The organism is Armatimonadota bacterium (assembly GCA_031081675.1).
GTDB classification, from domain to species: Bacteria; Sysuimicrobiota; Sysuimicrobiia; order Sysuimicrobiales; family Kaftiobacteriaceae; genus Calidihabitans; species Calidihabitans tengchongensis.
Genome location: JAVHLZ010000010.1, coordinates 1 through 14,771 on the forward strand (window position 1 = coordinate 1; position 14,771 = coordinate 14,771).

General features: G+C 73.3%; 13 protein-coding genes and 1 tRNA gene. 4 read left to right on the forward strand and 10 right to left on the reverse strand.

The window, feature by feature from the left end; genetic code table 11:
• On the reverse strand, positions 1-821 hold an 821-nt coding region (locus RB150_05240; protein MDQ7819937.1), incomplete at its 3' end, for an LLM class F420-dependent oxidoreductase.
• A gap of 52 nt (positions 822-873) precedes the next feature.
• Here RB150_05240 and RB150_05245 point away from each other — a divergent pair.
• Complete coding sequence (locus tag RB150_05245; protein ID MDQ7819938.1) at positions 874-1,311, forward strand: TIGR03668 family PPOX class F420-dependent oxidoreductase; 438 nt, start codon at positions 874-876, stop codon at positions 1,309-1,311.
• Between the two features lie 39 nt (positions 1,312-1,350).
• Here the strand turns inward: RB150_05245 and cimA are convergent, their stop codons facing one another.
• Positions 1,351-2,979: a citramalate synthase gene (gene cimA, locus RB150_05250; GenBank protein MDQ7819939.1), complete on the reverse strand. Its 1,629-nt coding sequence runs from the start codon at positions 2,977-2,979 to the stop codon at positions 1,351-1,353.
• 462 nt (positions 2,980-3,441) lie between these two features.
• Here cimA and RB150_05255 point away from each other — a divergent pair, with 462 nt between their 5' ends.
• Both RB150_05255 and argH read left to right on the forward strand, forming a co-directional pair.
• Complete coding sequence (locus tag RB150_05255; GenBank protein ID MDQ7819940.1) at positions 3,442-4,683, forward strand: argininosuccinate synthase; 1,242 nt, start codon at positions 3,442-3,444, stop codon at positions 4,681-4,683.
• Positions 4,684-4,712: 29 nt separating this feature from the next.
• Positions 4,713-6,065: an argininosuccinate lyase gene (gene argH, locus RB150_05260; GenBank protein MDQ7819941.1), complete on the forward strand. Its 1,353-nt coding sequence runs from the start codon at positions 4,713-4,715 to the stop codon at positions 6,063-6,065.
• A gap of 82 nt (positions 6,066-6,147) precedes the next feature.
• Here the strand turns inward: argH and RB150_05265 are convergent.
• Positions 6,148-6,224 (reverse strand) — tRNA-Met (locus RB150_05265).
• A gap of 123 nt (positions 6,225-6,347) precedes the next feature.
• Between RB150_05265 and RB150_05270 the strand changes: the two genes are divergently transcribed.
• Positions 6,348-7,598, forward strand: coding sequence for an MFS transporter (locus tag RB150_05270; GenBank protein MDQ7819942.1), 1,251 nt, complete (start codon positions 6,348-6,350; stop codon positions 7,596-7,598).
• A 119-nt stretch (positions 7,599-7,717) separates the two neighbouring features.
• On the opposite strand, the gene RB150_05275 is transcribed toward RB150_05270, so the two are convergent.
• The 7 genes from RB150_05275 to RB150_05305 form a co-directional block, all read right to left on the reverse strand.
• Entirely contained in the window at positions 7,718-8,368 is a 651-nt protein-coding gene (locus RB150_05275; protein ID MDQ7819943.1) for an HAD family hydrolase, read from the reverse strand.
• 61 nt (positions 8,369-8,429) lie between these two features.
• Positions 8,430-9,557, reverse strand: coding sequence for an ABC transporter permease (locus tag RB150_05280; protein ID MDQ7819944.1), 1,128 nt, complete (start codon positions 9,555-9,557; stop codon positions 8,430-8,432).
• A 4-nt stretch (positions 9,558-9,561) separates the two neighbouring features.
• Entirely contained in the window at positions 9,562-10,500 is a 939-nt protein-coding gene (locus RB150_05285) for an ABC transporter ATP-binding protein (GenBank protein ID MDQ7819945.1), read from the reverse strand.
• Complete coding sequence (locus RB150_05290) at positions 10,481-11,419, reverse strand: ABC transporter ATP-binding protein (protein ID MDQ7819946.1); 939 nt, start codon at positions 11,417-11,419, stop codon at positions 10,481-10,483. Before RB150_05290 ends, RB150_05285 begins: the two co-directional genes overlap by 20 nt.
• Before the next feature lie 27 nt (positions 11,420-11,446).
• Entirely contained in the window at positions 11,447-12,748 is a 1,302-nt protein-coding gene (locus tag RB150_05295) for an efflux RND transporter periplasmic adaptor subunit (protein MDQ7819947.1), read from the reverse strand.
• Positions 12,748-14,043, reverse strand: a complete 1,296-nt coding sequence (locus RB150_05300; GenBank protein MDQ7819948.1) for a TolC family protein — start codon at positions 14,041-14,043, stop codon at positions 12,748-12,750. The genes RB150_05295 and RB150_05300 overlap by 1 nt, the downstream gene beginning before the upstream one ends.
• Positions 14,044-14,070: 27 nt before the next feature.
• Positions 14,071-14,709 carry a helix-turn-helix domain-containing protein gene (locus RB150_05305; GenBank protein MDQ7819949.1) on the reverse strand — a complete coding sequence of 213 codons (639 nt, stop codon included), beginning with the start codon at positions 14,707-14,709 and terminating at the stop codon, positions 14,071-14,073.
• Positions 14,710-14,771 lie beyond the last annotated feature (62 nt).

Consider the following 14,771-nt stretch of genomic DNA (forward strand, 5'->3'; position numbering starts at 1 on the left):
GGGCCGGCGAGGCCGGCCCGCATGGTGTCCACGGACAGGTGGGTGGCGCCCAGGCGCTGCCACATCTGCACGGCCTGCGGCCACTCCTCCCGCGGGGTGCGCGCCAGGCGGATGCGCCCTTCGATACCGAAGCGGGACGGGTCGCGCCCGGCGGCCGCCAGGTACTGGCGCATGCGCGCCACGGCGGCCTCGGCGTCCTGCTCCGGCCGCACCTCCGGGATCCAGCCGTCGGCGAGGCGGGCGATGCGGCGCAGGGCGGGCTCGGCGCCGCCGCCCATCCAGATGGGGATCGGGCGCTGGACCGGCAGGGGGTTCAGTCCGGCCCCGCGCACGGTGTGGTACCGGCCGGAAAAGTCCACCAGCTCCTCGGTCCACAGGCGGCGCAGCAACGCCACCTGCTCCTCCATCCGCCGCCCGCGGTCGGAGAAGCGCTGGCCCAGGGCCTCGTACTCCACCGGGTTCCACCCCAGCCCCACCCCCAGCCGCAGGCGGCCGCCGCTGAGGACATCCACCTCGGCCGCCTGCTTGGCCACCAGGACCGTCTGGCGCTGGGGGAGGATGAGGATGCCCGTGGCCAGCTCCAGGGTACGGGTGACGGCGGCCAGGTAGCCATACAGGACGAACGGTTCGTGGAAGGGCGACTGGTAGGTGTAGGGCGGACGAAACCCCAGGGCGGCCAGGCGGTCGGGGCGGGCGCCCACCACGTGGTCGTAGACCAGCAGGTGGGTGTAGCCCATCCGCTCGACGGCCTGGGCGAACTCGCGGATGGCTCCGGGGTCGGTGCCGATCTCGGTCTGGGGAAAGACCACGCCCACGTGCACAGGCATCACCTCGCTACGGGTAGTGTAGCAGGGGGCGGGAGGAGGTGGGCCGGTGTCCGGTGTCCTGTCAGAGAAGGTGGTGGCATTTGCGCACAGCCAGCGGGTGGGCCACCTGGCCACGGTGGACGGCGACGGCCGGCCCCACGTGGTGCCGGTCTGCTTTGCCGTCCACGGCGGAGACGTCTACACACCGCTGGACGTCAAGCCCAAACGGGTCGCGCCCCTGCGCCTGCGCCGCGTTCGCAACCTCCTGGGGCACCCCGACGTGTGCCTGGTGGTGGACCGCTACGATGAGGACTGGACCCGTCTGGCGTGGGTGCAGCTGCGGGGCCGGGCGGGACTGGTCGACGACCCCGCCGAGCGCGGGGCGGCCATCGCCGCCCTGCGCGCCCGGTATCCCCAGTACCGGAACGCCGCCCTGGAGAGCTGTCCGCTGATCCGGGTGTCGGTCACGCAGGTGGTGGCGTGGGCGGCGGCGGGAACGCTGTAACGTCTGTGACGAAAAACGGAGACATGCGTCCCGAGCCCCTCACCCGTCGCCGGCGGGGCGGGTGGCTCCGTCCGATGTCCCCGGGCGGGAGGTGGCGGCCGGCCCGGTGGGCCGGCAGCGTACGCCATACTCCAGGCTGTCCACCAGGGCCAGCCAGCTGGCCTCCACCACGTTGGTGGATGCGCCCACCGTCCCCCAGGTCCGCTCGCCGTCGGTGGACTCAATCAGCACCCGCACCCGGGCCGCCGTGGCCGCCTCGGCGTTGAGGACGCGCACCTTGTAGTCGGTCAGCCGGATGGACCGCAGTTCCGGGTAGAACCGGTCCAGGGCCTTGCGCAGCGCGCGGTCCAGGGCGTGCACGGGACCGTTGCCGTCGGCGGCGGTGTGCTCGGTCACCCCTTCCACCGACAGCTTGACGGTGGCCTCGGCCCGCGCGCCATCGCCGGAGCCGCTGACCGTCACCTGGAACCAGTGCAGCGTGAACAGCGGGCGGTGGGTGCCCAGCAGCCGCCGCATGATGAGCTCAAAGGACGCCTCCGCCCCCTCGAACTGGTACCCTTCGTGCTCCAGCTGCTTCAGCCGGGCCAGGATCTCCTTCACCTCGGGCCGTGAGCGGTCCAGGGGGATGCCCACCTCGGCGGCCTTGTACAGGACCGTGGCCTGCCCCGACAGGTCCGAGACGACCACGCGGCGACGGTTGCCCACCCGGGCGGGGTCGATGTGCTCGTAGGTGGCCGGGTCGGCCACGACGGCGCTCACGTGGACGCCCCCCTTGTGGGCGAAGGCGTTGCGGCCGACGAAGGGCTGCTGGTCGTCGGGGGCACGGTTGGCCAGCTCGCTGACCACCCGGGAGACGTCCGTGAGGCGCGCCAGGGAGGCCTCCGGCAGGCAGGCGTAGCCCATCTTCAGCTGCAGGTTGGGGATCACCGAACACAGGTTGGCGTTGCCGCAGCGTTCGCCGTAGCCGTTGATGGTCCCCTGCACGTGCACCGCCCCCGCCTGCACCGCCGCCAGGGTGTTGGCCACGGCCAGCTCGCCGTCGTTGTGGGTGTGGATGCCCACCGGGCCGCCCACCTCCCGGAGCACGCGCTCCACCCCGGCGCGAATGTCCTCCGGGAGGCTGCCGCCGTTGGTGTCGCACAGCACCAGGACAGCGGCTCCGGCCGCTCGCGCCGCCCGCAGGGTGGCCAGGGCGTAGTCGGGGTTGGCCCGCAGGCCGTCAAAGAAATGCTCGGCGTCGTAGATCACCTCCCGCCCGGCGCGCGTAAGGTAGGCCACCGACTCGGCGATCATCCGCAGGTTCTCCTCCAGGGTGGTGCGCAGGGCGCGGGTCACGTGGAGGTCCCAGCTCTTCCCGAACAGGGCCACCGCGGGCGTGCCCGCCTCCAGCAGCATCGTCAGGTTGGCGTCATCCTCGGCTCGCAGGCCCGGGCGCCGGGTGCTGCCGAATGCCACCACCCGGGCGCGGGACCACCGCAGGTCCCGGGCGCGGGCGAAGAACGCCAGGTCCTTGGGGTTGCTGCCCGGCCAGCCTCCTTCGATGTAGTCCACGCCCAGCTCGTCCAGCAGCCGGGCGATGCGGATCTTGTCGTCGGCCGAAAACGCGATCCCGGCGCCCTGGGTGCCGTCCCGCAGGGTAGTATCGTACACGGCGATCCGCCGGACCATCCGCGTCTCCTCCCCATGCGAAAAGCCTGAGGGACCGATCGCGAGGACCTGTCCCTCAGGCTTTTGTCCCGACGGTGTAGCGGTGGTCGGTGCACCGCCCGCGCCGCTCGGACCGACCGGCCCGTGTGGGAGCCGTGGAACCCTAGGCGCGCTCCTGCCACCCGCCGGCGCGGCCGGACCGGGTGTGGCCCGACACTAGCAAGCGGGCAGCCGGCGTGTCAAGACGCTGCCCGGATCGTCCGCCGCACGCGGCGGGGCCGGAGGATGGCAGGACGGAGTCGACCGCCCCGCCCCCGGGCCCTCCCCCGCGATCGCCCCCGGGAACCACCGGGCCGGCGGTCGCCCGGCCTGAAACCCCCGGCCCAGCCACCCCGCGGGCGAGCCTCTCTCGGGGAGGTTGCAATTTTATTCCGGTATTCGCATAATAATTCGCAATACCACCACGGAGAGGAGAGGTGTCCCATGGCGCGGGCCGTCCCCCTGGAAAAACTGACCACCGTGCAGCGCGCGCCGCGGGTGCGGCGGGTGGCCCTCGCCTATTCCGGCGGGCTGGACTCCTCCCTGTGCGTCGCCCTCCTGCGGGAGGTGTACGGGGTCGAGGAGGTCGTGCCCATCACCGTGGACGTGGGCCAGGGCGCCGACGAGCTGGACGCGGCCGCGCGCACGGCTGCCGTGCTGGGGATCACCCCGCGCGTCATCGACGCGCGGGAGGAGTTCGCGCGCGACTGGCTGGCCCCGGCCATCCGCGCCAACGCCGACTACCTGGGCTACCCGGTGGCGACGGCGATGACCCGCCAGCTGATTGCCCGCCTCGTGGCCGAGCAGGCGGTGGCCCTGGGGTGCGACGGCCTGGCCGAAGGCTCCAGCGGCAAGGGCAATGACCAGTACCGCATGCACAATGTCTTCACCCTCTTCGCGCCGGGGCTGCCCATCCTCGTGCCCGTGCGCGACCTCGATCTCACCCGTACCGAGGAGCGGGCGCTGTGCGCCCATTTCGGGATTCCGGTCGACGAGCCCATCCCCGGCGGGGACGACAAGACGCTGTGGTGCCGCTCCATCGCCAGCGGGGGCCTGGGGCTGGACACCCCGATCCCCGACGCCGTGTGGCGGTGGTACGTGCCGCCCGAGCGGGCCCCCGACAGGCCCGCCACCGTCACCCTGACGTTCACAGGGGGCATCCCCGTGGCCCTGAACGGGACGCCCATGGCTCTGGCAGACCTCGTGGATGCCCTGAACGTCCTGGCCGGCGGGTACGGCATTGGCCGCATCGACATCCTCGAAGACGGCATCATGGGTCTGAAGTCGCGCGAAGTCTATGAGGCGCCGGCGGCCACCGTCGTCCTGCGGGCCCACCGCGACCTGGAGCAGCTCACCCTGACCAAGGAGGAGGTGCAGTTCAAACGCGGGATCGACCAGGCCTGGGCGGCCCTCGTCTACCACGGCGACTGGTTCCATCCGCTGAGAGCGGACCTGGATGCCTTCATCGGCCGCTCGCAGGAGGTCGTGGAGGGGGAGGTGTCGCTGCGGCTGTACAAGGGCAGCATGGAGGTGGTGGCGCGGGCGTCCCGTCAGTCTCTGTTTGCCCCCGAACTGCGCTCCATCGCCACGGGAGGCTTCGACCAGCGCCTGTGCGGCCCGGCGGCGCAGATCCGCGGGCTGCCCTATCAGGTGCTGGCCCTGCGGCGGGCGCGGGCGAAGGCCTGAGGGGCCCGCCGTCCCGCAGGAGGACGCGCATGGGCAAACTGTGGGAAAAGGGCTACCGCCTGCACGAGGCGATCGAGCGCTTCGAGGTGGGGGACGATGTCTGGCTGGACCAGCGCCTGGCGTGGGCCGACCTGCTGGGGTCCATCGCCCACGCCCGCATGCTCGGCCACATCGGCGTCCTCACCCGCGAGGAGGCGGCGCGCCTGGAGGAGGCTCTGCGCGCGCTCCTGGGCGAAGCCCGCGAGGGGCGGCTGGCCCTCACCGTGCAGGACGAGGACATTCACACCAGGGTTGAGGGACTGCTGGTCGAGCGCCTGGGCGACCTGGGGAAGAAGCTGCACACGGGACGCTCGCGCAACGACCAGGTGCTGGTGGACCTGCGGCTGTACACCAAGCGGGCACTGCTCGACCTCCAGGACGCCGTCCTCGGGTGCGCCGGGGCACTGCTGGATTTCGCCGCCCGCCACCGCGACCTCCCCATGCCCGGCTACACCCACATGCAGCGGGCCATGCTGTCCTCGGTGGGCCTGTGGGCGGGGGCCTTCGTCGAGGCCCTGTTGGACGACCTGACGCTGTGCGACGCGGCGTATCGCCTGAACGACCAGTCGCCCCTGGGGTCGGCGGCCGGCTATGGGGTGCCCCTCCCGCTGGACCGGGCGTACGCAGCGCGCCTGCTGGGATTCCGCCGGGTGCAACCCAACGTCCTCTACGTGCAGAACAGCCGTGGGAAGTTCGAGCTGGCCGCCCTGCAGGCGGCGGCGCAGGTGGCGGTGGATCTGGCCAAGCTGGCCGAGGACCTGCTGCTCTTCACCACCAGAGAGTTCGGCTTCTTCCGCGTGGCCCAGGAGATGGTCACCGGATCCTCCCTCATGCCCCAGAAACGCAACCTGGATGCGGTGGAGCTGGTGCGGGCGCGCTGCCGGTGGGCGATCGGGCTGCAGGCGCAGGTGGGGGCCATCGTGGCCGGCTGCCCGTCGGGCTACAACGGCGACCTGCAGGAGACGAAACGGCCGCTCATGGAGGGGCTGGAGACGGTGACCGCCTGCCTGAACGTCATGGCCCTCACGGTGGCCCACACCACGCCCGATCCCGAGCGCCTGGCAGCCGCCTGCACCCCCGAGATCTTCGCCGCGGACGCGGCGCTCCAGCTGGCGGCTGCGGGCGTGCCCTTCCGCGACGCCTACCGGCAGGTCGCCACGGGGGCAGCACCTGTGGAACGTCCCGCCGACCTGGCTGCGGCCCTGGCGCGGCGGTCCTCCGAGGGGGCCCCGGGGAACCTCGGGCTGGAGCCCGCCCGGGCGCGGTGGAGCGAGGAGCGCATCCGGGTCCAGCGGGAACGCGAACGCTTTGACTCCGCCCTGGCCGGGCTTGCCGGACCCTGACCGGGGCCGTTCCCCGGCTTCGCGGTCAGAGGGTCTGACGCGCAGACAGGACGCGGATCCCCGCGCCCTGTCTGCGCTCCCATGGTAGCGGGGGGCGGATTTGAACCGCCGACCTTCGGGTTATGAGCCCGACGAGCTACCTGGCTGCTCCACCCCGCGTCGCACCCTTCATTATACCGTGGCGACCCCCCGGGTCAACCTGAGCCGGATTCCCTGCGCCCCAAGGGCAGGTCGCCGGAGGGGGCACGTCGAAACCCACGCCGTCCCTCGCCCGGGGAGTCCATGTCCAACGATCTCACCGCCTCCCGCCGGATCGCCCGGACCCTGTTCGCCGCCCAGAGCCTCGGCTCGGCGGCGGTGGTGGCCGTGTTTCCCATCGTGGCCATCGCCGGCGCACGTCTGAGCGGGCACCCGTCCTGGGCGGGCGTGCCGGCCACGGGCTACCAGGTGGGCGCGGCCGCGGCCGCCCTGGGCTGGGGGCGCCTGATGGACCCGCTGGGCCGCCGCGGTGTGCTGCTGCTGGGCATGCTGCTGGGGGTGGCGGGCTCGGCGGCGGCGGGGTGGGCGATCCTGTCGCGCTCGTTTGGCCTGTTCCTCGCTGGCGGCGTCCTGCTGGGCGCGGCCGTGTCGGCGGTCCAGCTGTCGCGCTTCGTCGCGGCGGAGGTCCACCCGCCAGACCAGCGGGGGCGGGCACTGTCCACCGTGGTCCTGGGCGGCACGCTGGGGGCGGTCCTCGGGCCGCTGATGGCGGGGCCGGCGAGCCGCCTGGCCGCGCACGCCGGGCTGGACGAGCTGTCCGGCCCCTATGCGGCGTGTGCCCTCCTGTTCCTGGCGGGCGGTGCGGTGGTCTTCCTGGGTCTGCGCCCGGAGCCCCGGGACCTGGCCCGCGCCCTCGCCGGCGGGTCCTCGGATCCCGCCGCGGGCTCCGGAGGGCGCCGCCTCCGCGAGATCTCCAGCGCGCCGGGAGTCCAGGTGGCCACGACCGCCATGGTGTTCGGCCAGCTGGTGATGGTCATGCTGATGGTCATCACCCCCCTGCACATGCGGGAGCACCGCCACGCCGTGACCAGCATCTCCGTCGTCATCTCCGCCCACGTGGTCGGCATGTATGCCTTCTCGGTGATCTCCGGCCGCCTGGCGGACCGCGTGGGGCGGGGACCGGTGATCCTGGCCGGCGCGGCGGGGTTGATCCTGGCGGCGCTGGCCGCGACGCTGTCGCCCCGGGTGCTGCCGATGGCGGTGGCCCTCTTCCTGCTGGGAGTGGGGTGGAACTTCTGCTATGTGGGCGGCTCCACGCTGCTGGCCGACCAGCTCTCCCCCGGCGAACGGGCGCGGACCCAGGGGCTGAACGACCTGCTCATCGGCCTGGCGTCGGCGGCGGGGAGCGCCGGCAGCGGCGTGGTCTTTGCCGCCGCCGGCTACGACGTGATGGGCCTGGTGGCGGTGCTGGGGGCCTGCGTGCCCCTGGTCCTTGCGGCCCTGAACCGCGCCGACGGCCCGCGGGTGAAGGTGGCGGCGGGACCGGGGGCCTGACCGCGGGATCCGGGATCTGTGATCCCGGAGTACACCGGCAGGCTCCCTCACCCCGCCCTCTCCCGGAGGGAGAGGGAACTCGTCGGCGGGTTGGCAGGTCGCGTCTGCACGTGTCCCCGCTACAGCAGCGCGGCCAGCGCGTCGAGGTCGGGCAGGACCACGTCCGCGCCGGATGCGGCCAGGGCCTCGGCGGCCGCGAAGCCGCCCGCCACCGCGACGGTGACCGTCCCCGCCTGTCTGCCCATGAGCACGTCCTCCAGCGTGTCGCCCACGTAGGCCGCCGCCTCCGCGGCCACGCCCAGGCGGGCCAGGGCGCGCCGCAGCGGGGCCGGGTGGGGCTTGCGCTCTGCGGTGTCCCCGCCGCACACCACGACGTCGAACACCCCCTGCCACCCGGCGCGGATCAGGTCGCGTTCCACCCGCGACCGATCTCCGGAGGTGACCAGTCCCACCGCCCGCCCCGCCGCCCGCAGGGCTCTCAGCGCGCGATCCGCGCCCGGCCGGGGGCTGACCGTCTCCTGGGCGTAGTGCTCCAGCCACAGCCGGTCCGCCTCCGCCCAGCGGTCCCGGGGCAGGCCCAGACGCTCGTAAAACAGGTACCAGTTGGGCGAGTAGTGGCGCCGGTACAGCTCCTCGTCGAATGCCACCCCCATCCGGGCGCACACCCGCCGGTAGACCCGGTAATGGGCGTCCAGGGAATCCAGCAGGGTGCCATCCAGGTCGAACAGGACGGCCCGGCAGCGCCGCAGCGGGCTCGTGTCCCCTCTCATCCCCGTGCTCCGGCTCCAGCATACAGGGGAGGGAATGAGAGAGAAAGGCCGGGCGGCGGCGTCAGTCCAGGCGCTTCTGGAAGCGGACCACGCTGGCGGTGAAGAACACCACGGCGAGAGCCGCCAGGGGCAGGATCTGGGGAAGGAGGTCGGCCAGGCCGATGCCCTTGAGAATGATCCCCCGCACGATGATCAGGAAGTACGTCAGGGGAAGCAGGTAACCGATCCCCTGGACCACCGGCGGCATGCCCTCCCGGGGGAACATGAAGCCCGACAGCAGCAGGGTGGGCAGGAAGATGAAGAACGACGCCTGCATCGCCTGGCGCTGGGTCTGGGACACGGTGGAGACCAGGATCCCCTGCCCCAGGGTCGTCATGTAGAAGATCAGCGTCAGCCCGTACAGCAGCAGCAGGCTGCCGTGGACGGGCACCCGGAACCACAGGGCGGCGATGAGCAGCGCCAGCGTGATGTCCACGTAGCCCAGGACCACGTAGGGCAGGATCTTCCCCAGCATCAGCTCGCCCCGCCGGATGGGCGTCGCCACCAGCTGCTCCAGGGTGCCCAGCTCCCTCTCCCGCACGATGGCCAGGGCCGTGAACATCATGGTCAGCATCTGCAGGATCACCGCCAGCAGCCCGGGCACCATGAAGTTGGTGCTGCGCAGGTCCGGGTTGTACCACGCGCGGGTGCGCACCTCCAGGGGGACGCCCTGGACGGCGATGCCGGCCCGGCCCAGGACCCCGCGGGCGATCTCCAGCGAGACGATCTGGCCGATCGCCTCCGCGGTCGTCAGCGCGCTGCGGGCCACCAGCGGATCGCTGGCGTCCACGATCACCTGGATGGAGGTGGGCCGGCCCCCCCGCAGGTGGCGCGCGAACTCGGGCGGGATGACGATCCCCACCCGGGCGGCGCCCCGGTCGATCGCCCGCTGCACCTCCGCCACGCTCGAGGTGGCGCCCCGGACCTGGAAGTAGCGGGAGTTGACAAACCGCTGCACCAGCGTGCGGCTCTCCGCCGACTGGGAGTAGTCCACCACCAGGGTCGGCAGCCTCTCCACGTCGGTGGTCACCGCGTAGCCGAACAGCAGCAGCTGGATCACCGGCATGAGGACCGCCATGGCCAGGGTGCGCCGGTCCCGCACCAGCTGGATGAATTCCTTGACGATCATCGCCGTCAGGCGCCGGGACATGGCGTCATCCTCCCGATCTGTCCGGGCTCATCAGCAGGACGAAGACGTCCTCCAGCGACGCCGGACGCACCTCCACCCGGTGCACCCGCACCCCGCGGGCGCGGAGAATCTCCGGGACGTCCGCCGCCGCCCGCCGCGGGTCGTCGGCCACCAGGTGCACCGCCGTCCCGTACAGGGCCGCGCTGCGGGCTCCCGGCCAGGACCGGAGGACCCGGAGGGCCTCCTGCCAGGGCTCGGCCACCACCTCCACCACGCCCTCCCCCAGGACACGCCGCCGGATCTCGGCGGGAGGCCCCTGGGCGATGATGCGGCCGCCGTGGATGAACGCCAGGGTGGTGCAGTGCTCGGCCTCGTCCATGTAGTGGGTAGTGACCAGCACCGTGGTGCCCTCGTCGGCAAAGCGGTAGATCAGGTCCCAGAACTCCCGCCGCTGCACCGGATCGGTCCCGGACGTGGGCTCATCCAGCAGGAGGAGGTCGGGGTGGTGCAGCACGGCGCACCCCAGGGCCAGGCGCTGGCGCCAGCCTCCCGAGAGGGTCCCCACCAGCTGCCGCTCCCGCCCCGCCAGGCTGGCCCGCTGGATCCACCCGGACACCTTGCGCCGCCGCTCGGGGCCGGGCAGGCCGTAGATCCGGGCGTAGAAGTGCAGCAGTTCCTCCACCGTCAGGTCGGCGTACTGGGGCCCGCGCTGCACCATGTAGCCGATGCGCGACCTCACCGCCTCGGGGTGCCGCGTCACGTCCACCCCCAGGACCCGGACGGTCCCTGCGGAGGGGGCCAGCAGCCCGCACAGCATCCGGATGGTGGTGGTCTTCCCGGCACCGTTGGGGCCCAGGAACCCGAACACTTCGCCGCGCGGGACGACCAGGTCGATGTGGTCCACGGCCACGACGTCGCCAAAACGGCGGGTCAGGCCGGCAGCCTCAATGGCGGGTGTCGTCATGGTCGGGGTGGGTGGCCAGCAGGGCCACGAAGACGTCCTCCAAAGACGGCTCCACGGCCCGCACGCTCTCCACGACGATCCCCTGAGCCGTCAGGGCCTCGCGCAGGCGCGGGCCGTCGGCGTCGCGGGAGACGACCGCGTGCAGGGCATGGCCGAACAGGTGCGCCCTGATCACCCCGGGGAGCTCGCGCGCGCGCTGGAGGGCGGCCCGGCGGGGCGCGGCCACGACCTCCAGGATCACGCCCGGCATGCGGGCGCGCAGGGTGCGGGGAGCCTCCACCGCCAGGAGACGGCCCTGGTGCATCAGCGCCACCCGGGCGCACCGTTCGGCCTCGTCCATGTAGGGGGTGGCGACCAGAATCGTCTTGCCCTGCCGGTTCAGGTCGTAGAGGATCTCCCAGAACTCACGCCGGGACACCGGGTCCACGCCCGTGGTCGGCTCGTCCAGAACCAGCACCTCCGGCTCGTGCATCACCGTCGCTGCCAGGGCCAGCTTCTGGCGCATCCCCCCGGAGAGGTGGCCGGCCAGGCGGTCCGCGGCGGCCTGCAGCCGTCCGGCGGCCAGCAGCCGGTCCATCCGCGGGCCAATCAGCGCCCGGGGAACCCCGAACATCTCGGCGACGAAGCGCAGGTTCTCCCGGACCGTGAGGTCGTCGTACAGGGCGAACGCCTGCGGCATGTAGCCGATGCGGGCCTTGACCTGCTCCGGCGCCTCGCGGGTGTCGGCGCCGGCCACCTGCGCCGTGCCGGCGTCCGGGGACAGGACCGCGCACAGCATCCGCAGCAGCGTGGTCTTGCCCGCCCCGTCCGGACCCAGCAGGCCGACCACCTCGCCCTGCCGGACCTCCAGGGACACGCCGTCCACGGCCACCGACGATCCGTAGCGCTTGGTCAGACCGCGGGCGACGATGGCCCCCATGGCATCTCCCTCACCAATCGCGTACCTTCACCCTTGGACCTTCAACGTAAGAGAGCGCGTGTCTGCGGGGCCGCGCCCCCGCGTCTGGATGACCGCATCGGCCGGCATCCCGGGCTTGAGCAGGTGGTCGGGGTTGGGCAGGGTCACCGTGACCGCGAATACCATCTTGACCCGCTCCTCGGGAGTCTGGACGTTGCGGGGCGTGAACTCGGCCTGCTGGCTGATCTCGGTCACGGTGCCCGCGAACACGCGTCCCGGAAAGGCGTCGGTGGTCACCTCGACCCGCTGGCCGACGGCGACCCGGCCCAGCTGCGGCAAGGGCAGGTAGAGCCGGAGCCGCAGCTGGTCCAGGGTGCCGACGGTGAGGATGGGAGTCCCGGGGGTGACCACCTCGCCGGCGCGGGCGTGGCGGACCAGCACCACGCCGGCCAGGGGTGAACGGATCACCAGGGTGTCGCGCTGGGTCTGCAGCAACCGCACCGTGGCCTCGGCCTGCGCCACCTGCGCCGCCGCCGCCTGCACGTCGGCCCGTCTCTGACTGATGGCCGCCTGGCCGGCCCGGGCGGCGGCGACGGCGGCCTCCGCCTGGCGCACCTGCGCCCGGGCGGCCTCCACGTCGCGGCCGCGGATGGCCACCAGCTGGCGGTTGGCCTCGGCCAGGCGCAGCGCCGCCTCGGCCTGCTGCGCGGCCTGCGCGGCCGCCTCGTACTGCGCCCGCGCCGCATCCCGGGCGGCCCGCGCCGCCTCCACCTGCTGGGCGCTGACGGCCCCGTCCCGGAACAGCGGCTCCAGCCGGGCCAGGTCGTCTTCGGCCCGACGCCACGCCGCCTCCGCCGACCGCGCGGTCGCCCGGGCCGCCTCCAGCGCCGCCCGGGCCTGCGCCACCGCCAGGTCCACCTGGGAGGCCGTCAGCGCCTCGGCCTGCTCGGCCTGCGGCACCCGCGCCCGGGCCGCCTCCAGCGCCGCCCGGGCCTGGGCCACAGAGGCGTCCACCTGTCGCTGCTGCAGGACCAGGGCCGCCTGCGCCTGAGCCAGCCGCGCCCGGGCCGCCTCCAGCGCCGCCCGGGCCTGCTGCAGCTGCGCGTCCGCCTCGCGGCTGTCCAAGGCGACCACCACCTGACCGGCCCGCACCGCGTCGCCCTCGTCCACCTCCAGGGAGGCGATGCGCCCGGCCACCTTGCTGGCGACGGTGACCTGGTCCGCCTCGATGATGCCCGATGCCCGCACCGCGTCAGGCGAAGGCCCCCGCCGCCAGGCCGCCGCCCCCCACGCGGCCAGCGCCGCCACGAGGACCGCCGCCGTCAGAGCGACACCCCGCCGGTAAGCCACTACCGCACCGCCTCTCCGACCGCCCGTTCCAGCTGCGCCCGCGCCACGCTGTAGGCGAACTGGGCCTGGGCGCGGGCCGCCTCCGCCTGGGACAGGGAGGCCTGGGCGCTGATGACCTCCAGCGCGGTTCCCACCCCCGCCGCAAACCGGACCTGGGCGATCCGCAGCGCCTCGACCGCCTGGGCCACGAGCGCATCGGCTCCCGCCAGCTCCTCGCGCGCCGACTCCAGGGACAGGTACGCCTGGCGGACCTCCACCTCGATGCCCTGACGCTGCTGACCCAGAGCCGCCTCCAGCTGGGCCAGCCGCTGCTGGGCCTCGACGACCCGCTGCTGGGTCAGACCGCCGTCGGCGACGGCCAGGGTGGCCGCCAGGGTGACGCTCCACGTGGTGCCGAAGTCGGTGCCGGGCCCCAGAGCTCCCGTGTTGGAGTAGACGTAGGCCCCCGACAGGACCAGGGAGATCCGACCTCCGCTGGCGGCCACCTCGACGGCGGCCCGGGCGGCATCCCGGCGCGCCGCCAGTTCCGCCAGTTCGGGGCGCACCAGAAGGGCCCGCGCCACCAGCTGCGCCAGCGGGGTCTGGACCGGCTCGGTGGCGAACCCGTCCACGAGCTCCAGCGGCGTGTCCAGGGGCTGGTTCAGCGCGGCGTTGAGCGCCTGCCGTGCCTGGGCGACGCCGTTGCGCGCGCGCACCAGAGCCTGCCGGGCGCTGGCGACGGCCACCTCGGCCTGCACCTCGTCGAACCTCGGAGACACGCCCGCCGCCACCCGCGCCCGCGCCACCCGCAGGTTCTCGGTGGCCTGGGCCAGTCCCCGCTCGGCCGCCGCCTCGCCGGCCTGCGCCAGCAGCACCTGGTAGTAGGCCTGCCGCACACTGAAGACCACCTGCTGGCGGACGCGCTGCAGAGCGGCCTCGGCGCCCCGCAGGTTGGCCTCGGCGACGGCGATCTGGGCCTCGACGCGCCCGCCGGTGGCCAGGGGGTACTGAGCCACCAGCCGCGCGTCGTAGACGTTGGGCGAGGGGGGCGGCAGGGTGAGGGAACCAAATACGATCGGCTCCTGCTCCTGAGTGCGCGTGTAGCTGCCCTGGACGCTGACCTGCACCGCCGTCCCGGCGCGGGCCTGGGCCAGCTGCGCCCGGGCGATGGCGACATCAAAGGCCGCCACCTGCACCTGCGGGTTCTGCCGGAGGGCCAGGTCCACCGCCTGCTGCACCGTCAGCCGCTGCACGGGCTGGGAGCGAGCCGCAGGCGCGGCAATGGCCACGCAGACGACAGCCCCGACGACGGACATCCAGCGACCGGTCACAGCGCTCCCCCCTCACCGATCTGCCTTGATGGCATCCCTCGCCACTCGGGGGCGCCTCCCCCCAGGCTGAGCCCGGGCCGCGCCCCGACCCTGCAGGTAGCCCCGCACGTAAGCCGGCACGTCCAGGGCGACCCGCACCCCCAGGGCCTCTCCCAGCAGCAGGCGCGCCATCAGCGGCCCCAAAAACGCCAGGGCCATCTGGGCCGGAGACTCGCCGCCGCCCAGCGACCCGCGGCTCTGGTGCTCCCGGAAGAAGGCGACGACGGCGCCGAGGGTGCGGGCGAATCCTTCCGGCGGCCGATCCCCCCGCAGCGAACGGGTGCGCAGCAGCTCGGGCAGCAGCCGCAGGATCAGCCCCTGGTTCTCCTCGATCAGGCGCAGGTAGTTGCGCGCCAGCGCCCGCAGGTCGGCGGCCACGTCCGGGCCCGGGGAGGGCACCAGGGCGTCCAGCGGCGGGCTGAGGCGCTGGAGGGCGGCCCGCAACAGGGCGTCCTTGCCCCCGAAGTGGCGGAACAGGGTGACCTCGTTGACCCCCGCCCGGCGGGCAATCTCCCGGGTGGTGGCGCCCCGGTACCCGCGCTCGGCCAGCAGCGCCAGCCCCGCCCGCAGCAGCCGGGCCCGGGTGGGGTCGGGGTCTGCAAGCAAGTGCATGCTGTCATCAGGCTAGCACGGACCCCGCCAGGGAGCAAGCCAGGGCGACCACCGCGACCGCC

Excerpts from the sequence above, each read along its gene's own strand:
- RB150_05285 (MDQ7819945.1), bottom strand. The coding sequence starts at position 10,500 with ATGACGACACCCGCCATTGAGGCTGCCGGCCTGACCCGCCGTTTTGGC.
- RB150_05255 (MDQ7819940.1), top strand. The coding sequence starts at position 3,442 with ATGGCGCGGGCCGTCCCCCTGGAAAAACTGACCACCGTGCAGCGCGCG.
- RB150_05290 (MDQ7819946.1), bottom strand. The coding sequence starts at position 11,419 with ATGGGGGCCATCGTCGCCCGCGGTCTGACCAAGCGCTACGGATCGTCG.
- argH (MDQ7819941.1), top strand. The coding sequence starts at position 4,713 with ATGGGCAAACTGTGGGAAAAGGGCTACCGCCTGCACGAGGCGATCGAG.
- RB150_05300 (MDQ7819948.1), bottom strand. The coding sequence starts at position 14,043 with ATGTCCGTCGTCGGGGCTGTCGTCTGCGTGGCCATTGCCGCGCCTGCG.
- RB150_05280 (MDQ7819944.1), bottom strand. The coding sequence starts at position 9,557 with ATGTCCCGGCGCCTGACGGCGATGATCGTCAAGGAATTCATCCAGCTG.
- RB150_05305 (MDQ7819949.1), bottom strand. The coding sequence starts at position 14,709 with ATGCACTTGCTTGCAGACCCCGACCCCACCCGGGCCCGGCTGCTGCGG.
- cimA (MDQ7819939.1), bottom strand. The coding sequence starts at position 2,979 with ATGGTCCGGCGGATCGCCGTGTACGATACTACCCTGCGGGACGGCACC.
- RB150_05270 (MDQ7819942.1), top strand. The coding sequence starts at position 6,348 with ATGTCCAACGATCTCACCGCCTCCCGCCGGATCGCCCGGACCCTGTTC.
- RB150_05275 (MDQ7819943.1), bottom strand. The coding sequence starts at position 8,368 with ATGAGAGGGGACACGAGCCCGCTGCGGCGCTGCCGGGCCGTCCTGTTC.